At 69.1% G+C, this 18,604-nt stretch carries 17 protein-coding genes; 6 read left to right on the top strand and 11 right to left on the bottom strand.

Annotated features, from left to right (window positions below):
* Positions 1-57: 57 nt before the first annotated feature.
* The 3 genes from EV138_RS10105 to EV138_RS10095 all read left to right on the top strand — a co-directional run bounded on the left by EV138_RS10105 (position 58) and on the right by EV138_RS10095 (position 3,697).
* Entirely contained in the window at positions 58-1,518 is a 1,461-nt protein-coding gene (locus EV138_RS10105; protein ID WP_133978118.1) for an LCP family protein, read from the top strand.
* Positions 1,519-1,525: 7 nt separating this feature from the next.
* Positions 1,526-2,554, top strand: coding sequence for a glycosyltransferase family 2 protein (locus EV138_RS10100; protein ID WP_133978117.1), 1,029 nt, complete (start codon positions 1,526-1,528; stop codon positions 2,552-2,554).
* Between the two features lie 336 nt (positions 2,555-2,890).
* A complete protein-coding gene (locus EV138_RS10095; RefSeq protein WP_133978116.1) occupies positions 2,891-3,697 on the top strand; it encodes an alpha/beta fold hydrolase in 807 nt (268 codons plus the stop codon).
* Positions 3,698-3,712: 15 nt separating this feature from the next.
* Here the strand turns inward: EV138_RS10095 and EV138_RS10090 are convergent, their stop codons facing one another.
* The 6 genes from EV138_RS10090 to EV138_RS10065 all read right to left on the bottom strand — a co-directional run bounded on the left by EV138_RS10090 (position 3,713) and on the right by EV138_RS10065 (position 8,926).
* The gene (locus EV138_RS10090) at positions 3,713-4,336 is read right to left on the bottom strand and encodes a VOC family protein (protein ID WP_133978115.1); all 624 of its coding nucleotides are present in this window, start codon (positions 4,334-4,336) and stop codon (positions 3,713-3,715) included.
* A 187-nt stretch (positions 4,337-4,523) separates the two neighbouring features.
* Complete coding sequence (locus EV138_RS10085; protein WP_133978114.1) at positions 4,524-5,330, bottom strand: ABC transporter ATP-binding protein; 807 nt, start codon at positions 5,328-5,330, stop codon at positions 4,524-4,526.
* A complete protein-coding gene (locus EV138_RS10080; protein WP_133978113.1) occupies positions 5,317-6,207 on the bottom strand; it encodes an ABC transporter permease in 891 nt (296 codons plus the stop codon). The genes EV138_RS10085 and EV138_RS10080 overlap by 14 nt, the downstream gene beginning before the upstream one ends.
* 138 nt (positions 6,208-6,345) lie before the next feature.
* Positions 6,346-7,053 (bottom strand): tyrosine-protein phosphatase, encoded by a 708-nt coding sequence (locus EV138_RS10075; protein WP_133978112.1) that lies wholly within the window; start codon positions 7,051-7,053, stop codon positions 6,346-6,348.
* A gap of 38 nt (positions 7,054-7,091) precedes the next feature.
* Positions 7,092-8,201: an iron-containing alcohol dehydrogenase family protein gene (locus EV138_RS10070; protein ID WP_133978111.1), complete on the bottom strand. Its 1,110-nt coding sequence runs from the start codon at positions 8,199-8,201 to the stop codon at positions 7,092-7,094.
* Positions 8,189-8,926: a phosphocholine cytidylyltransferase family protein gene (locus EV138_RS10065; RefSeq protein WP_133978110.1), complete on the bottom strand. Its 738-nt coding sequence runs from the start codon at positions 8,924-8,926 to the stop codon at positions 8,189-8,191. The genes EV138_RS10070 and EV138_RS10065 overlap by 13 nt, the downstream gene beginning before the upstream one ends.
* 55 nt (positions 8,927-8,981) lie before the next feature.
* Between EV138_RS10065 and galE the strand changes: the two genes are divergently transcribed.
* Positions 8,982-9,932 (top strand): UDP-glucose 4-epimerase GalE, encoded by a 951-nt coding sequence (gene galE, locus EV138_RS10060; protein WP_133978109.1) that lies wholly within the window; start codon positions 8,982-8,984, stop codon positions 9,930-9,932.
* On the opposite strand, the gene EV138_RS10055 is transcribed toward galE, so the two are convergent.
* A complete protein-coding gene (locus EV138_RS10055) occupies positions 9,933-10,685 on the bottom strand; it encodes a class I SAM-dependent methyltransferase (RefSeq protein WP_133978108.1) in 753 nt (250 codons plus the stop codon).
* Positions 10,686-10,834: 149 nt separating this feature from the next.
* Here EV138_RS10055 and EV138_RS10050 point away from each other — a divergent pair, with 149 nt between their 5' ends.
* Positions 10,835-11,260, top strand: a complete 426-nt coding sequence (locus EV138_RS10050; protein ID WP_133978107.1) for a cyclic nucleotide-binding domain-containing protein — start codon at positions 10,835-10,837, stop codon at positions 11,258-11,260.
* 32 nt (positions 11,261-11,292) lie between these two features.
* Positions 11,293-14,451 (top strand): ATP-binding protein, encoded by a 3,159-nt coding sequence (locus tag EV138_RS10045; RefSeq protein ID WP_133978106.1) that lies wholly within the window; start codon positions 11,293-11,295, stop codon positions 14,449-14,451.
* On the opposite strand, the gene metX is transcribed toward EV138_RS10045, so the two are convergent.
* The 4 genes from metX to EV138_RS10025 form a co-directional block, all read right to left on the bottom strand.
* Positions 14,452-15,696, bottom strand: a complete 1,245-nt coding sequence (metX, locus tag EV138_RS10040; RefSeq protein WP_238158049.1) for a homoserine O-acetyltransferase MetX — start codon at positions 15,694-15,696, stop codon at positions 14,452-14,454.
* 16 nt (positions 15,697-15,712) lie between these two features.
* Complete coding sequence (locus tag EV138_RS10035; protein ID WP_133978105.1) at positions 15,713-17,029, bottom strand: bifunctional o-acetylhomoserine/o-acetylserine sulfhydrylase; 1,317 nt, start codon at positions 17,027-17,029, stop codon at positions 15,713-15,715.
* Between the two features lie 112 nt (positions 17,030-17,141).
* On the bottom strand, positions 17,142-17,921 hold the full coding sequence (locus EV138_RS10030; protein ID WP_133978104.1) for an SDR family NAD(P)-dependent oxidoreductase: 780 nt from the start codon (positions 17,919-17,921) through the stop codon (positions 17,142-17,144).
* Complete coding sequence (locus tag EV138_RS10025; protein ID WP_133978103.1) at positions 17,921-18,604, bottom strand: TIGR03089 family protein; 684 nt, start codon at positions 18,602-18,604, stop codon at positions 17,921-17,923. Before EV138_RS10025 ends, EV138_RS10030 begins: the two co-directional genes overlap by 1 nt.

Here is an 18,604-nt window from a genome sequence, read left to right as displayed (position 1 = left end):
GGGGGCCGTCCCGGTCGAGGATCGGCAGCCGCGCCGTACGGAGAACGGAAGGACGACATGCCGCAGGAGAAGCCTGACCTGCGCAACCTCGCCGAACCGGTGCGGTTCAAACGCGCGTTGACGTTGCTGCTGATGACCCTGGTGCTGCCCGGCTCCGCTCAGATCGCGGCCGGCAGCAAGCGGGCCGGGCGCTGGGCCTGGCGGGTGATCTTCGGCATCGTCGCGATCATCGTCTTCCTGGTGCTGCTGTCGCTGGTCTGGCGGTCCGGCACGATCAACCTGCTGGTCTCCCCGAAGACGCTTCGGCTCGTGCAGATCCTGCTGATCCTGCTGGCGATCGGCTGGGCCGCGTTGTTCGTGGACGCCTATCGGCTCGGCCGGCCGCTCACGCTGGAACGCAACCACCGGCTGACCGCGAGCATCGTCGACGGCGTACTGGTCGTGCTGGTGATGAGTGTGCTGATCTACGGCAGCACGATCGTGTCGGCGCAGCGTGATTTCGTCGCGAGCGTGTTCGGCAACGGCCAGAAGTCGAAGGCCGACAAGGGCCGCTACAACGTGCTGCTGCTCGGCGGCGACTCGGGCGCGGACCGGATCGGCACCAGGCCGGACAGCATCACGATGGCCTCGGTGGACGCCGAGACCGGCCGGACCGTCCTGATCGGCCTGCCGCGGAACATGGCGAAGATCCCGTTCCCGGCCGGCACCGAGATGGCCAAGCAGTTCCCGCACGGGTTCGAGTGGAAGAACTGCGGCCACGACTGCTACCTCAACGGTGTCTACACCTGGGCGATGGGCCACAAGCAGTTCTTCCCGGGCGTCAAGGAGCCCGGCCTGCTGGCCACCTCGCAGGCGGTCGAGGGAATCACCGGGATGAAGGTCAACTACTACGTGCTGATCGACATCGCCGGATTCCAGCACCTGCTCGACGCGGTCGGCGGGATCACCGTCGACGTCGGCAAGAAGGTCCCGATCGGCGGCATCGGCGGGCCGATCAAGGGCTACATCCAGCCGGGGCGCAACCAGCACCTGGACGGGTACCATGCCATGTGGTTCGCGCGGTCCCGGGCGGGGGCCAGTGACTACGAACGGATGACCCGGCAGAAATGCGTGATGACCGCGATGCTGAACCAGTTGTCGCCGCAGAAGGTGCTGACGAAGTTCCAGGCCATCGCCTCGGCCAGCAAAGAGGTGGTCCAGACGAACATCCCGGCCGGCGAGCTCGGGACGTTCACCGACCTCGCGCTGGACTCCAAGAAGCTGCCGGTGTCAAGCTTCTCGCCGGTCCCGCCGCTGATCCACACCGGCGATCCGGACTTCGCGCTGGTCCGTACGAAGGTCGCCGAAGCGATCAGTAAGTCCGAAGCGCTGGACAAGGCGGCCTCGGACGGCAACGGTAAGAAGTCGAACACTCCGAGTAAGGCACCAACCAAACCCGCTACCTCCGGCAAACCCACCGGCAGCCCGTCCAAACCCAGCACCGACGTCGACGACGTCGCATCGATCTGTAAGGCCTGACCTGACCATGGCTTTGTCCCACTGGCCCCCGGTGTCCGTCGTGATGCCGGTCCTGAACGAGGAACGTCACCTCGAGGAAGCGGTCGGCCGCGTCCTCGACCAGGAGTATCCCGGCGAGCTGGAGGTGGTACTGGCGATCGGTCCGAGCAAGGACCGGACCCAGGAGATCGCCGACCGGCTGGCCGACGCCGACAAACGCATCACGATCGTGCCCAACCCGACCGGCAAGACCCCGGCCGGGCTGAACACGGGGATCTCGCACGCCCGCCACGACATCGTCGTACGGGTCGACGGGCACGGCGTCCTGACCCAGGGGTACATCACCCGGGCGGTCGAGGTGCTCACCGAGAGCGGGGCCGACAACGTCGGTGGCGTGATGGCGGCCGAAGGGCGGACGTCGTTCGAGATGGCGGTGGCGTGCGCGTACCGCTCGCGGCTAGGTCTGGGAGCCTCCACCTTCCACCAGGGCGGCAAGGCGGGCCCCGCGGACACGGTGTACCTCGGCGTCTTCCGGCGTACGGCGCTGGAGCGGGTCGGGGGCTTCGACGAGTCGATGCACCGGGCCCAGGACTGGGAGCTCAACTACCGGATCCGCAAGACGGGCGGACTGATCTGGTTCAGCCCGGATCTGTCGGTGACTTATCGGCCGCGCTCGTCACTGGCCGCGGTGGCGAAACAGTTCTTCCACACCGGCCAGTGGCGCCGCGAGGTGATCCGCCGGCACCCGGAGACCGCCAACAAGCGCTACCTGGCGCCACCGGTCGCCGTCGGTCTGCTGGCGGTCGGGACCATCCTGGGCATCATCGGCCTGGCAACCGGTGTGAGCTGGCTCGACCTCGGCTTCCTCGCGCCGCTCGGCTACGCGTTGCTGCTACTGGCGGGATCGGCCATGGAAGGCCGCTACCTGCCCTGGAAGGCCCTCTTCTGGCTGCCCCTGGTCTGCGCCACCATGCACGTCTCCTGGGGACTCGGCTTCATCATCGGCCTCCAAGAACGCCCCGCCGGACCAGCTCTCACCAACCCCGGCACTGCTTAGTACTACGCCGACGCAGGAACCCGCTCCGCGCCGCTCCTGCGTCGGCCGCTTGACCCACCCGCTCCGGATCGCCGCTCCTTCGTCGCGGCTCGAACTGACGTGCTGGGCACCAGAGCGGTGGGACTCAGGTCGCTTCGCGGCGTGTCCGTATCGAGCCAGCCGGCGCGCGGTGACAAACCCCGGCAGACCGGACTCTCAGCAGCATCCGATCTCATGCCCGGGAGACGCCGCCAAGGTGTCAAAACCTGAGCCGCTCAGCCGGACCGGCCTGTCGTACATGGCCGAGTGCTGAGCAGGTCCGCGGGAGGTCGGGTGGGTGCGCTAGTGTCCGCAAGCATGTTTGGTGTGCGCGGTCGGACGGGACAGTTGGCGTGGTACCGGACGGATGAGGCGGTGGCTGACGTTGCCTTTCTGCATGGGTTTTCCGATTCGGCGCAGTGCTGGGTGCCGTTACTGACGGCGATGCCTGGGGTTCGGGCGCTTGCGATCGATGCGCGGGGGCACGGGGAGTCCGGGCTTCCCGAGGAGCCGGTCGGCTATGACGGGCAGAGTGGCGATGCCGCGCTCGTGTTGTCGGGGCAGCCGCGCGACGGCGGGGTGGTCGTGGTCGGCCATTCGATGGGCGCGATGTCGGCCGCCTACCTGGCCGCGTCGAGGCCGGACCTGGTTCGTGCCGTTGTGTTGGAGGACCCGCCGACCGGAGAGCGGCCTGCCGGCCAGAAGAACGAACATCACGACGAGGAACCGGGAACCGTGCCGAGGTGGCTTGCTGACCTCCGGGCGCTCGATCTGCCGGCTCGGATCGCGCGGGGCCGAGCCGAGGACCCCGGCTGGCCCGAGGACGAGCTCGAACCGTGGGCCGTGTCGAAGCCTCAGGTCAACGCGCACCTGTTCGAGCTACCGTTTCAGCCGCCGTCCCCGCTGACCGACCTGCTGGCCGCGATCACGTGCCCGGTACTGCTGATCCACGGGGACACCGAGCGCGGCTCGCTGATCTCCACCGAGTACGCCGAGCGCTGCGCTCGAGCGGCGGCCGGCGAGTTCCGCGCGGTACAGATTGCTGGTGCCGGCCATTCGGTGCACCGCGACAACCGCGCGCAGTACGTCGCGGAACTCACGGCCTTCCTCGACCGGCACCGCTGAGCCCACAGTAGGTGCTCAGTTCGAGGCCGCTTCCCAGGTGAAGCCGTCCGGGTCGGTGAAGGCTGCGTCGCTGGTGATCGCGAGGCGGTGGGAGCCGGTGCCGTCCGCGGGGACGCCGGCGTCCTTGGCGAGGGCGCTGCGACCGTAGAGGGCCAGCTTGATGCCCTTCGGGGGCGCGGCGAACTCGACGTACTTGCGGCCGAAGCTCCGCGCGACGCTGAGCCCGTGCTCGAGGTAGAACTGCTTGCTGGCGGCAACATCCTCGGAGCCGATCAGCAGCACGATGTCGTCGACCTCGCGGGTCGCCGGGCCGGTGTCCTTCTTGGCCGACGTAGCGACCTTCCAGAGCGAGCCGTCGGGGGCCTGTACGACGCCGCCGTACCCCCAGAGGTTCTTCTTGGCGGGTTTGACGACGGTCGCGCCCGCGTCGACGGCGCTCCCGAGCAGGCTGTCGACGGTCGACGGCTGGGAGACCACGAGCGACAACGTGTACGCCCGGAAGCCGCTCGTGGGCGCATCGGTGGCACGGACGCGGATCCGGTCGCCCAGCCCGAACGCCTTGGCGTAGAAGGCCTCTGCGGCCATCGGGTCGGGGGATTCGAGGGTGATGGACGCGATGGAAATCTCGGTGAGGTTCATACCGACAACGCTAGGCGCGCACCGTCACCTGACGCTTCTTGATTCCTGACCACCTTGCCGACTCGCTGCACCAGCGCCTTCGTGGCGCCGAGCCAGGGTGCCTAGGGGAATGGTGCGGCCGTTTTTCCCGTAGTACAAGCAAAAACCGCCCAGCCGCGAGTGGGCTGGGCGGCGCTTGCGGGGTGGTTCAGCGCTTGCCGGTGGCTTCTTGGTTGTAGGCCTCTACTACTTCCTTGACGTCGCCGTCCATGCGCAGGACGCCCTTGTCGAGCCAGATGGCGCGGTTGCAGGTGTCGAGGACGACGTCGAGGCTGTGGCTGACCAGGAAGACGCAGCCGGCCGAGGAGCGGAGTTCCTTGATCTTCTTCTCGGAGCGCACCCGGAACTCGGCGTCGCCGGTGGCCAGGGCCTCGTCGACGAGCAGGATGTCGTGGGTCTTGGCCGAGGCGATCGCGAACTTGAGCCGGGCGGACATGCCGGAGGAGTACGTCGACATCGGCAGGTCGATGAAGTCGCCGATGCCGGAGAACTCGACGATGTCGTCGTAGCGTTCCTCGATCTCGGCCAGCGTCATGCCCATCGCCAGGCAGCCCAGGACGACGTTGCGGTCGCCGGTGAGGTCGTTCATCATCGCGGCGTTGACGCCGAGCAGCGACGGCTGGCCGCCGGTGTAGATGGCGCCCGAGGCGGGCGGCAGCAGGCCGGCGATGGCGCGCAGCAGGGTGGACTTGCCGGAGCCGTTGCGGCCGATCAGGCCGATCGCGTCGCCCTTGTACGCCGTGAAGCTGACGTTCTTGACCGCGTGCACCTCGCGGATGGTGGGCCGGTCCTGGCGCTTCAGGATCCGCCGGAACGCGCTCGCGGCGGTGCCCTTGCCACCGGACGCGGTGACCTTGTAGATGATGTTGACGTTGTCGGCGATCACCGTCGGGACAGCATCCGACGCGGCGGCGTACGCCGTCGCCTTCGGAGCTGCCGTCTCAGCCACGGCCATACCTGTCCTCCGCACGCCAGAAGTAGATGAATCCGCCGACCAGCGAGATCCCGGCCCAGATGATCGAGATCTCCCACGCGTGCGGGAGCTGGTTCTTCACGTGCTCTTCCAGCACCGCGCGGCGGGCGATGTCGATGTACGCCGAGATCGGGTTCAGCGACAGCACCTGGATCACCCAGCCGGGGGCGTGCAGGCCCTCGAGCTTGGCCGGGATCGAGAAGAAGATACCGGACGCGTACAACCAGGTGCGGGTGATGAACGGCAGCAGCTGGCTGATGTCGGTCAGGAACGCGCCGAGCCGGGCGAAGACCAAGGTGGCGCCGATGTTGAACAGCGTCTGCAGGAACAGCGCCGGGATCAGCAGCAGCCAGTGCCAGTTGGGTCCGGTGGAGAAGCCGACCATCAGGAACAGGATGCCCATCGACAGGAACATCTGGTTCAGCTCGTTCACCACGTACGCCAGTGGCAGCGTCGCGCGCGGGAAGTGCAGCGTGCGGATCAGCGACATGTTCGCCGAGATCGCCCGCGAACCCTCGGTCATCGAGCGCTGCGTGTAGCTGAACACGAACATGCCGCAGATCAGGAACGACGCGTAGTTCTCGATCCCGTTCTTGGTCCCGAGCAGCACGCCGAACGCGAGGTAGTACACCCCGGCATTGAGCAGCGGGGTGAGGACCTGCCAGATCGATCCGAGCCGGGCGCCGGCGTAGACCGCATAGGTCCGCGCGCGGGCGTAACTCACGATGAACTGACGACGGCCCCACAGTTCGATCAGGTAGGTCCGGAGCGACGGTCGTGCCGAGCTCCTGGACAACCCATAACGCTCAGCCATGGCCGCGAGTTCTGCGGTCTTGGCCGACTCAGCGGCGGTTGACATGCGGGCCAATCTACTGGGCTCGGGGCGTGAATATGACATCGGAGCCCCCTGAACCGTTTCAGGCGCGTCGCAACCGGCACTCACTGTCACCAGTTTCACACGGTGACGAAGGAAACGCGGGTAGTTCCGGGGCCCGGATCAGGCGGTCAGCCGCCTGCGCAGTACGTCGAGTCGGGCGCTGCTGAGGCCGCCGTGCAGCAGGTAGCCGACGGGTCCTCCGTACGCCGAGTCGAGGTGATCCAGGATCGCCACGATCGACTCGGCCCGGGTGTCGCGGAACTCGAGCAACTCCGCGTGCAGCGACTCGTCCGGTTCGGCGGCGAGCTGCTCGGCCATCGCTGACGCGAGCCGTTCTTTCGTGAGGAAGTAGTCGGCAACGATCTCCTCCACCGGTACGCCGGCGACGCTCAGCGCGAGCGCGACAACCATCCCTGTGCGGTCCTTGCCGCCATGGCAATGCACCACGACCGCACCCGGCGGCGCCTCGGCGATCGCCAGGACCGCTTCGGCGAACCGCTCCGGGCGCCGGTCGAGCATGTCGATGCAGACCTTCACGATGGTGTCCAGGCCGTCCCCGGGTTCGGCCGGATCCTGAACCGGTACTCCGTATCCGAGTTCGTCCTGGCTGAACGGCGTCGGCGACTCGCCGACCTCCGCCGGGGAGCGCAGATCCACGATCCGGCTCACTCCGGCGCGTCGTACGGCGTCGACGCCGGCGGGCGACAAGTACTGCAGGCTGTCGGCGCGAATCAGCACGCCCGGGCGGATCCGACCCCCGTCGTCCGTCGGCAGGCCGCCGAGGTCGCGCACGTTCCGGCAGTCCGGCCAGTCCAGATGAGGGCTCACGACTACCTATCCTCACCGCTCGCCACACGGACCACCAGTCAGTCGAGCGCGACGCCCTCGGGTGTCAGCGATCCGTCCGGGCTGATCCGGGCGAGGACCTGGTCGTCGAAGGCGGCCACCTGTTCGGCGATGCCGTCCGTCGTCAACGCGGACTCCTCGAGGATCGTGATCCGCCCAGGCCGGGTCTGCGGCGCGTACTCGACGATCGCGGTGAACTCCGCCAGCGAGAAGCCGAGGTCCGACGGCCGCACCGGCAACGCGTGCCTGGCAAGGCAATCCACCGTCGCATGGAACCGATCCGGATCGCCCCGCAGGAACCAGGCGAACGCAGCCCCCAGGCCCACCTGCTCCCCGTGGTAGCCGCGCCGCGAAGCATGCAGCAGGTCGATCGAGTGCGAGATCTCGTGGCACGCGCCCGACGACGGCCGCGACGTACCGGCGACCACCATCGAGATGCCGGACAGCACCAGGCCTTCGGCCAGGGTGGCCAGGAAGTCGTCGTCCGCGACGTTGCCCGGATGGTTCAGCACTGCCTGTGCCGAGGTCCGGGCGAGCGACACCGCGAGGCCGTCGATCTCCTCACCGTGCCGGCGATGGGCCGCTTCCCAGTCGGCGATCGCGGACAGGTTCGACAGGATCTCGCCGATCCCGGACCGCACCGAGCGCTCGGGCGCCTGGCCGACCAGGTCGAGGTCGACGAGGACGGCCAGCGGCGCCGGTACGCCGTACGAGCCGCGGCCGGCGTCGTTGTCCAGGGTGCTGATCGGCGAGGCGATCCCGTCGTGCGCCAGGTTGGTGGCGACCGCGACCATCGGCAGCCCGAGCCGTGCGGCCGCGAACTTCGTCACGTCCAGCACGGTCCCGCCGCCGACGCCGACGATCGCGTCGTACCGCTTGGTCCGGACCTGCTCGACCAGCCGGATCGCCGCGTTGATGGTGCCGCCCTCGACGGAGTACCAGTCGGCGCCGGCCAGGCCGTCCGCGAACGTCTTCTGCACGGTCGGTCCGTACGTCGAGCCGACCGCGATCGCGACCCGCCCGGAGGTGGAGATCCGCTGGTCGGCCAGGATCGTGCCCAGCTCGGCGAGAGCACCGCGGCGTACGTCGACGACCAGCGGCGCGGTGACCATCCGGGCTAGGAGGGGCATACGATCTCCCGCGCCCGGGCCAGGTCCTCGTGGTTGTCGATCTCGACCCAGTCGACCTTGCCGATCGGGGCCACGTCGATGCGGCGGCCGCGGTTCGCCAGTTCCTGGTAGCCGTCCTCGTAATACAGGTTCGGGTCGCGCTCCCAGGTGGTTTTCAAAGCATCCGCGAGGTCCTCGGCCGCGGACGGCTCGATCAGGGTGAGCCCGATGTACTCGCCGGTCGCCTCCGCCGGCTCCATCAGCTTGGTGATCCGCTCGACGCCGTTGGCCTCGGACCAGATCACCTTCATCTCCTCGTCCGCCAGCGACTTCACGGTGTCGAGGGCGAGGATGATCTGCTGGTCGCCGCCGCGGGCCTCGAGCAGCGTGTGCTCGACCGAGACCGGGTGCACGGTGTCGCCGTTCGCGAGCACCATGCCCTGGCCGAACAGGTCACGGGCACACCACAGCGAGTAGGCGTTGTTCCACTCCTCCGCCTTGTCGTTGTGGACGAGTTCGAGCGTCACGCCGTACCGGCTCTCCATGTCCTTCCGGCGGTCCGCGATCGCCTGCGCGGCGTACCCGACGACGATCGCGACGTCGGTCAGCCCGACCTCGGCGAAGTTGGCCAGCGTCAGGTCGAGCACGCTGGTCTCCGCGTCGATGGGCACCAGGGCCTTGGGCAGCGTGTCGGTGTAGGGGCGCAGGCGGCGCCCGGCTCCGGCGGCGAGAACGAGTCCGATCATCCCCGGATGCTACTGCCCGGCAGCCGGATGGACCGTGGATGAGAGGATGCCGGGCATGACATGGCTCGTGACTGGTGGTGCCGGGTACATCGGATCGCATGTGGTGCGGGCGTTCCGCGCGGACGGGATCGACGTCGTCGTGATCGACGACCTGTCCAGCGGGAAGGCCGAGTTCCTGGTGGAGGGCGTCCCGTTCGTCGAGGCGAACCTGCTCGACGCCGACGCGACGCGTAAGGCGCTCGAGGGGGTCAGCGGAGTCGTGCACCTGGCGGGCTACAAGTACGCCGGGGTGTCGGTCGAGAAGCCGATGCACACCTATACCCAGAACGTCACCGCGATGGTCACCCTGCTGACCGCGATGGCCGAGACCGACGTCCGCAACATCGTCTTCTCCTCCAGCGCGGGCGTCTACGGCACCCCGAAGGACGAGGTCGTCACCGAGCAGACGCCGCCGGACCCGCAGAGCCCGTACGGCGAGACGAAGCTGATCGGCGAATGGCTGCTCGCGGACCAGGCCAAGGCGGTGCCGCTGAACCACACCTCGCTGCGCTACTTCAACGTGGTCGGCTCCGGCGACCCGAAGGTGTACGACGCGAGCCCGTACAACCTCTTCCCGATCGTCTGCAACATGCTGACGCAGGGAAAGACGCCGGAGCTCCACGCCGGCCACCCGACCCCGGACGGCACCTCGATCAAGGACTACGTGCACGTGTCCGACCTGGCCCGGGCCCACGTCGCCGCGGCGCGGGCGCTGGACTCGGGCAAGACCCTCGAGCCGGTCTACAACCTGGGCAGCGGCACCGGTACGTCGGTCCGCCAGATCATGGATGCGGCCCGCCGGGTCACCGGCATCGACTTCACCCCCACCGAGGGCCCGCGCCGTCCTGGCGACCCGTCGCGCGTGGTCGCCTCCGGCGAGCTGGCCGCCCGGGACCTGGAGTGGAAGAACATCCACACCGTCGACGAGATGTTCGCCTCCGCCTGGGAAGCCTGGCCGAAGGGCTGATCAGCCTTTGACGGCGTCGAAACACGCGGCCGGCACGGTGAGCGAGACCTCACCACGCCGGTTGAGTTCCTGTTCGACGGCGTCGAGGACTTCCTGGCCGGCGATCGCGAGCCAGCCGTCGAGGAAGCCCAGCTTGATGAAGTAGTGGTTCAGCAACGCCGTACCGTCGGCGAAGCGCATCCGGAACTCGGTGCTGGCCACGACGCTCGCGGTGAAGCCTGCCCGCTGCAACAGCTCGAGCGTGCCGTCGACGTCGGCTCGATGCGCGATGTGGTCGTCCAGGGCCTTCCCGTCGTACACCGAGCGGAAGGCGTCGTAGAACTCGGCCATGTGCCCGACCAGGTTGGTACTGAGCAGCAGGCGACCACCTGGCCGGAGTACGCGATGGCACTCGGTGAGGACCGCGGCGGCGTTGTCGAAGTTGTTGACGCCCAGGTTGGAGACGACGACGTCGACCGAGGAGTCCGGGAGGTCGAGCGCCGAGGCGTCCGCGGTCACCAGCTCGACGTTGGTCAAGCCGAGGTAGTCGACCTTGCGCCGCAGTACCTCCATCGCCTCGGCCCACGGATCGACCGCGATCACCCGGGCCGCCGCGCTGCGCTGGGCCAGTTCGACGGTCAGGAAGCCGGTGCCGGCGCCGAGGTCCACGATCGTCTGGCCGCGGCGCAGCGGCACGTGCTCGAGGATCAGCTGCCCGAAGGGCGCCGACCACAACGGCAGCTCGTCGTAGTTGTCCGCGACCGGGTCTCCCATGGCCGCGACGATACGGCTCCGGGCCGGTGCCAGGCAGGGAATTTCGCATCGGGCGCAATATTCTGGCTGGCGCTCCCGGGCGGCTGTATGTTGTGCCCCAGCCACTACAGCTCGTCGCCGACGGGCTCTGATCGAGGGGTGCGATCCGCATGAGTTACGAGTCCCTGCCGCGGTTCCTGGCGAAGATCGACCTCTTCGAGGGGCTGCCGGCCGAAACGCTGACCGACCTGATCGGCCGCGGCACGACCCTGACGACGCCGGCCGGTGCGTCGGTGGTGCAGCAGGGCGGCGACGACAACGGCCTGCAGGTCGTGCTGGAAGGCTCGGCCGAGGTGACCGTCAACGGCGAGGCGCGGCCCGCGCTGGGCGTGGGGGACTACTTCGGCGAGATCTCCCTGCTGGACGGGCAGCCGCGCTCGGCGTCCGTGGTGGCCGGTCCCGACGGGCTGACCACGTTCGCCCTGTCGTCGCTGGCGTTCGCCCCGGTGGTGAAGGAGAACCCGGACGTCGCGCAGACGTTGCTCAAGGCGCTGTGCGGACGGATCCGCTCGCTCGAGGCCGCCCAAAGGGCCTGAGCGTCAGGCCCGAGAGTAGCCCGGGGCAACCAATGGCCTCCGTCACGGAGCGCAAGGTCGTCTCGGTGCTGTTCTGCGACCTGGTCGGTTTCACGGCCGCCTCGGAGTCCGCGGACCCCGAGGACGTCCGGCGCTGGCTGCTGCCCTACCACCAGTTGCTGCGCGACACCGTCGAGCGCTTCGGCGGCACGGTCGAGAAGTTCGCCGGGGACGCGATCCTGGCGGTCTTCGGCGCTCCACGCTCCCGCGAGGACGACGCCGAGCGGGCCGTCCGGGCCGCTCTGGCGATTCTGGACGCCCTGGCCGCGACGGGAACGCTCGAAGTCCGGATCGGGATCGACACCGGCGAGGCGCTGGTCGAGCTGGGCGCCAGACCCGAGCTCGGCGAGCCGTTCGTGACCGGTCTGGTCGTCAACGGGGCCGCCCGGTTGCAGACCTCGGCGCCCGTCGGCACGGTCGTGGTCGGCGCGGGTACCTACGCGGCGACCAGCCGGGTCTTCGCCTACGAACCGCTGGAACCCGTTGCAGTCAAGGGACTCAGCCACCCCCTCAGCCGATGGCAGGCAGGCAAGCCGCGGGCCCGCTTCGGCGCGGACGTGATCCGTGACCTCAGTACGCCGCTGGTCGGGCGGCAGCGTGATCTCACCCTGCTCCGGACCTCGTTCGACAAGGCCGTCGCGGAACGCGCACCCCAGTTCGTCACCCTGCTGGGCGAACCAGGGATCGGCAAGTCCCGGCTGGTCGCCGAGCTCGGTGCCGAACTGGACCGGCGCGACGAACTGGTGACGTGGCGCGAAGGCCGCTGCCTGCCGTACGGCGAGGGCCCGTTCTGGCCGATCGCGGAGATCTTCAAGGCGCAGGCCGGCATCCTCGACACCGATCCGCCGACGGCGGCCGCCGAGAAGCTGGAGGCGATCCTGCCCGAAGGCGCGGACCGGTCCTGGTTGCGAGCCAGGGTCCGGCCGCTGGTCGGCGCCGAGACCGGCAGTGTGCCGACCGGCTCGGTGACGCAGGAGGAGTCGTTCGCCGCCTGGCGTCAACTGATCGAGGGATTCGCGGAGCACGCCCCGACGGTGATCGTGCTGGAAGACCTGCACTGGGCCAAGGACGCCCTGCTGCACTTCGTCGACCACCTCGTCGACTGGGTCACCGGCCTCCCGCTGCTGGTCGTCATCACCGCGCGGCCCGAGTTGCTGGAACGCGGCCCCCGCTGGACCCGCGGACTCCAGAACGCCCTGACGATCGGTCTCTCCCCGTTGTCCGGCAGCGAGACCGACCAGCTGATGACCCGCCTGCTCACCGACGGCGCCGTGCCGCCGGACACCAAGGCCGAACTGGTCCAGCGCGCTGACGGAAACCCCTTGTACGCCGAGGAACTCGCGCGGATGGTGAAGGACTCCGGCTCGGGCCACGCCACCGTCGACCTGCCGTCGGGAATCAGTTCGATCATCGCCGCCCGCCTGGACACGCTGGAGCCGGATCGCAAAGCACTGTTGGCGAACGCGGCCGTGATCGGCCGGGTCTTCTGGGCCGAGGCCGTCGCCGTCCTCAGCCACCGCGACGCGGCGGACGTCGTACAGGCGTTGCAGGAGCTGGCGCGGAAGGAGTTGGTGCGGCCGGTCCGGCAGTCGTCGATGGGTGGCCAGCACGAGTACACCTTCTGGCATGCGCTGACCCGCGATGTCGCCTACAACCAGGTGCCGCGAGCGGAGCGGGCGGCGCGGCACATCGCTGCGGCGGACTGGCTGGAAGCACAGTGCGCGACCCGGCAGGCCGAGGCGACCAACACCATCGCCCATCATCTGGAGACCGCGCTCGAGCTGTCCCGGGCCGTCGGCGACGACCGGGTGATCGAGGAGTTGTCACCGCGGGCCAGGCGCTACGACCAGTTGGCCGCCGAGCTGGCGATGAACGTGGACACCGCCGACGCGCTCAGGCTGCTCGACCAGGCTCTCGCGCTGACCCCGGTGGACGATCCGGAGCGGCCGGAGGTGCTGTCCCGCTGGGGCTGGGCCGCCTTCCTGTCCGGGCGGCTCGACGACGCGCTGGCCGCGTTCCGCGAGGCCGCCGCCGGATTCGATGCCGCAGGCAACGTGGTCGGAATGGCCCGGGCGTTGCGGATGTCCACCTATCCGATGAACAACATGGCCGAGCGGCTGGACACGATCAACCGGGTGGTCGCGATGCTCGAAGCCCTCGGGCCGAGCGAGGACCTGGTCGGTGCGCTGGCCGGGCAGGCGAGCATCCTGTCGGTCGCGGGCCGGCGCGACGACGCCTTCGCCGCGGCGACCCGCTCCCTGGCGATGGCGTCCGAGCACGGGTACGCCGTGCCGTACCGCGCGCTGGAGGCGCTCGGGCTGTCCCGGATCGCCAACGGAGACACCGGCGGACTGGTCGACATCAAGCACGCGCTGGCCGCCCTCCAGGAGCTGGGTCAGGCGCGCGACACCGCCGTCACCTGGCTCAACTACGGTTTCGTCGTCTGGCAGATCGAAGGTCCGGTAGCGGCGCTCGACTCGCTGCGGGAGGCTCGCGAATACACCGACCGGCGCAGGCTGGTGGAACTCGATCAGCAGATCACGTGCATGGTGCTGGAGTTGATGGTCGAGACCGGTGAACTGGCGGAGGTCGTCAGTGGTTGCCGGGAGCAACTGGATCATCCGGGCCCGGCGTTCATCCTGCTGCGCCGGATCGAGGTGCTCGCGGCGCTGGCCCGGGCCCAGTTGGAGCTCGGCCAGGAGGGCGCCCGGGAAGCCGCGGAAGAGGCGTACCAGCTGGCGATCAAGGTCGGCTGGCCCGATCTCGTGGCGATCTCGGGCGCACCGGTCGCCACGGCGCGAGCCGCGGCCGGGGACCGCGCGGGTGTCCGCGAAGTGATCCAGCGGCTGCTGGAGCTGGAAGAGCTGACCGGCAGCCACGAGTTCGCTGCGCGGCTGCCTGCTTATGTCCGCGCTGCTCTGGCGGTCGACGAGCCCGACATCGCCGCCGCGCTGACCGCCCGGCTGGTGCCGCTGTTGCCGATGTGGGAGTACTCGGTGAAGACAGCAGAGAGCCTGCTGGCAGAGCACCGCGGCGACCGTACGACGGCAGCGGCCGGCTTCGCCAAGGTCGCGGCCCACTGGAAGGCGTTCGGCAGCCAACTCGAACACAGCTACGCCATCCAGGGCCTGGCTCGCACCAGCCAGCCCTGATCACGAGCCGAGCGTGTCTGCGATCAGCGCGCCGACCTGCTCGAGTTCGATCAGGAAGCCGTCGTGGCCGTACGGGGACTTGATCAGGTGCAGCGGGCCGGCGTCCGGACGGGCCTCGACGAGTTCGGCGGACAGGCGCGCCGGATAGAGCCGGTCCGAGTCGACGGCCGCGATCACCAGGCGGCCGGTCAGATTCTCCAGCGCCTGGCGAAGACCGCCGCGGTCCCGGCCGATGTCGTGCGAATTCATCGCGCGCGTCAGGACGGCGTACGAGCCCGCGTCGAAGCGATTGACGAGCTTCGTGGCGTGGTGGTCGAGGTACGACTCGACGGCGAAGCGGCCGTCTCCTTGGGGTTTGCGCCCGAAGCGGCTGGCGAGTTCGTACTCCGACCGGTAGGTGATGTGCGCGATCTGCCGGGCGATGCCGAGTCCTGAGGTGGGAGCTGTTCCGGTCCCGTAGTAGTCACCGCCCTGCCACGCCGGATCCTCTTCGATGGCGGCGAGTTGCGGTGCACACCAGGCGATCTGCTCCGCCGTGGCATACCCGGTGGAAGCCAGTACCACGGACGTCGCGACCCGCTCCGGATACAGCAGCAGCCATTCGAGCGCCCGCATGCCGCCCATCGAGCCGCCGATCACCGCCGCCCAGCGGTCGATACCGAGCCGGGTGGAGAGTGCTGCCTCAGCGGCGACCTGGTCCCGGACGGTGATCGCGGGAAACCTGCTGCCCCACGCCTTCCCGTCCGGCGCGGGTGACGACGGTCCGGTGGAGCCCTGGCAACCACCGAGGACGTTCGCGGCCACGACGTACCAGTCGGCGGGATCGACAGATCGGCCCGGGCCGATCAGGCCGTCCCACCAGCCCGGGGTGGGTTGCCCCGGGCCGGCTGGGCCGACCACATGTGCGTCCCCGGTCAGGGCATGGCAGATGAGGACGGCGTTGTCCCGGGCGGCGTTCGGCCGGCCCCAGGTCTCATAGGCGATCACCACGCCAGGCAGCGAGTCGCCACTCTCCAGCACCAGCGAGCCGATCCCGGCAAGCTGCCGCCCGCCGGCCGGCTCCTCACCCCCTGCCGCCGGTCTTGGGTCAGGATTGTCCGTCCGCCACTCACCGGCCACCTGACCTGGTGTTTGGCCGACGCCCGCCGGAACCGGCAGCGCGTCGTCGTCCTGAGCACCGGTGTCCCGCCCCCGGGCGCCGATGCTCCACTCCCTGACGGACGCGGACGGACGATCCTGAGTCATCTGGCGCCGCGCCGGCTCAGGCCGACTTGGCGGCGGCGAACCCGACCTCGAGATCGGCCAGGATGTCGTCGAGGTGTTCGAGGCCGACCGCGAGCCGGACCAGCCCCGGCGTGACGCCCGAGGCAAGCTGGTCCTCGACGGACAACTGGCTGTGCGTGGTCGACGCCGGGTGGATCACCAGCGACCGGACGTCGCCGATGTTCGCCACATGACTGTGCAGTTGCAGGGCATCCACGAACCGCTTGCCCGCGTCCACGCCGCCCTTGATCTCGAACGCCACCACGGCACCGGCGCCCCGCGGCGTGTACTTCTGCGCGAGCGCGTAGTACGGGCTCGACGGGAGGCTGGCGTACGCGACGCTGTCCACCTCGTCGCGGCCTTCCAGCCACTGCGCCACCGCTAGCGCGTTGTCGAGGTGCCGCTCGATCCGCAGCGACAGCGTCTCCAGGCCTTGCGAGATCAGGAACGCGTTGAACGGCGACACGGCAGTACCGAGGTCGCGCAACCACTGCACCCGGGCCTTCAGGATGTAGGCCAGGTTGCCGAGATCGGAGCCGACGCCGAGCGCGGTGCCGTACGTGAGGCCGTGGTAGCTCGGGTCCGGCTGGTTGAAGCCGGGGAAGCGTTCGGGGTTCGCGGCATAGTCGAACTTGCCCGAGTCCACGATCACGCCGGCGATCGCCGTACCGTGGCCGCCCAGGTACTTCGTCGCCGAGTGCACCACCACGTCCGCGCCGTGCTCGAACGGCCGCAGCGCGTACGGCGTGGCGACGGTGTTGTCGACGATCAGCGGTACGCCGTACTCGTGGGCGACTCCCGCGATCGCCTCGAGGTCGAGGATCTCGCTCTTCGGGTTGGCGATCGTCTCGCCGAAGAACGCCTTGGTGTTCGGCCGGATCGCGGCTTTCCAGGACTCCGGGTCGCTCGGATCCTCGACGAAGCTCACCTCGACGCCGAGCTTGGGGAACGTGTAGTGGAACAGGTTGTACGTCCCGCCGTACAGGCTCGGGCTGCTGACCACGTGGTCGCCGGCCTCGGCGACGTTCAGCAGCGCGAGCGAGGTCGCGGCCTGCCCCGAGGAGACCAGTAGCGCGGCGGTTCCGCCTTCCAGGCTGGCGATCCGCTGCTCGACCGCGTCCTGGGTCGGGTTCTGGATCCGGGTGTAGATGTTGCCGAACTCCTGCAGGCCGAACAGGCTCGCGGCATGATCGGTGCTGTCGAAGGTGTACGACGTGGTCTGGTAGATCGGCAGCGCCCGGGCCAAGGTGGTCGGGTCGGAGGTCTGGCCGGCATGGATCTGGCGGGTCTCGAAGGACCAGCTGGGTTCGCTCATCGCACGGTGTCCTGTTCTCGGGGTACTGAGCCCTTAATGAACTAAGACTATAAACTCACTACACTTTGACGCTGCGTGATCGTCCACATGCTGGTCGCGGTGGAGGAGGCTCCTACTGCTCCTTGCGGAACGGGCCTTTCGGGGTCAGGTCCAGTGCCGACGGACCGGTGAGGACGCCGCCTTCCACCGGGAGGGTGTGGCCGGTGATCCAGGCGGCGTCGTCGGAGCCCAGGAAGGCCACGGCGGCGGCGATGTCCTCGGGCTCGCCGACCCGGCCGAGCGGGTACAACTTGGCGAGCCGGTCCAGCGCGTCGGGCTGGTTGTCCCAGTTCGGCGTCCGGATGGTGCCGGGGGCAACGACATTGAAGCGGACCCCGCTGGAGCCGAAGCGGGCGGCGAAGTTCTGGGTCATCGCGAGCTGGCCGGCCTTCGCCGCGGAGTACTCGAGGTTCCCGAAGGCCGCCAGGCCGTTCACCGAGCTGATGGTGACGACGTTGCCGCGCGTCTTCAGCAGGTGCGGGAGCGCGGCCTGGATGCTCTGGGCCGCGCTGACCAGGGTGAGATCGAGCTGGCGGTGCCACTCCTCGGCAGTGGTGTCCTCCGGCATCGCGGTGACGACGCACGCGCCGGCGTTGTTCACCAGCAGGTCCAGTCGGCCGAAGCGTTCGACCCCGGCCGCGACCGCCGCGTCGAGGTCTGCGCGCGAGGTGACGTCCACCCGGACTGCGAGGGCGCGGTCGCCGAGCTCGGCGGCGAGCTCCGCGACCTTGTCCTCCTGCAGGTCGGTGACGATCACCGAACCACCTTCGGCGGCGATCCTGCGGGCGACGGCGGCGCCGATCCCCTGCGCCGCCGCTGTGACCAGTGCGACCCGTCCGTCGAACCGCTGCATCAGTTGTCCTCCAAGACTCGATCGACCTTCTCGTCGGCGATCCGCCGGTCCAGCTTCGCCTCGTCCAGGTTGCGGCAGAGCACGATCGAGCCGCCGGCCGCGATCACTCCGACCAGCGTGCCGATGCCTTCCGGGCTGACCAGGCTCGCTGTCGTCAGCACCCGCTCGGCGACCGGCTTCGCGGCGGCGATCAGGTCCGCGTGCGTGCTCGTGTCGTACGCCGGGGAGTCGGCCGCGGGTGGGTCGAAGGGGACGAAGACGTCAGGGTGGTTGTAGACCTCTGCGCCGTAGTCGTGCACGTCGTCCGGAATCGGCTCCCGGAACCGGCCGCCGAGCGGGAGCAGCGCGGACGCGATCGTCTCGCGGCTGCCGCGGAGGCCGAAGTCGGGTCCGGTGATCGCGATCGCGCCCTCGCCGCTGGTCAGGCTCGCGCCTGCCGACCAGGTGGACAGCGCCCAGACGACACCGAGCCAGTGCGGTGGCAGTCCGATGGCGACGGTCTCGCCGGCTTCCAGGTCGTACTCGTCGACGAGCAGGTTCGCTGTCTTCGCCACCCAGTTGGCGGTGGTGAGCGCGCTCAGCTCGATCCGCTCGCCGGACGCGTCGTCGTAGTACGTGAGGAACGGACTGGCGCCGTCGCGGCGGACCGCGGCGCTGAAGAGTTCGGGAAGCGTTGCGGCCAT

The sequence above is a fragment of the Kribbella voronezhensis genome (genome assembly GCF_004365175.1).
Taxonomy (GTDB): domain Bacteria; phylum Actinomycetota; class Actinomycetes; order Propionibacteriales; family Kribbellaceae; genus Kribbella; species Kribbella voronezhensis.
The sequence above is the reverse complement of the archived record's forward strand: the minus strand, read 5'-3'. Positions and strand labels throughout refer to the sequence as shown.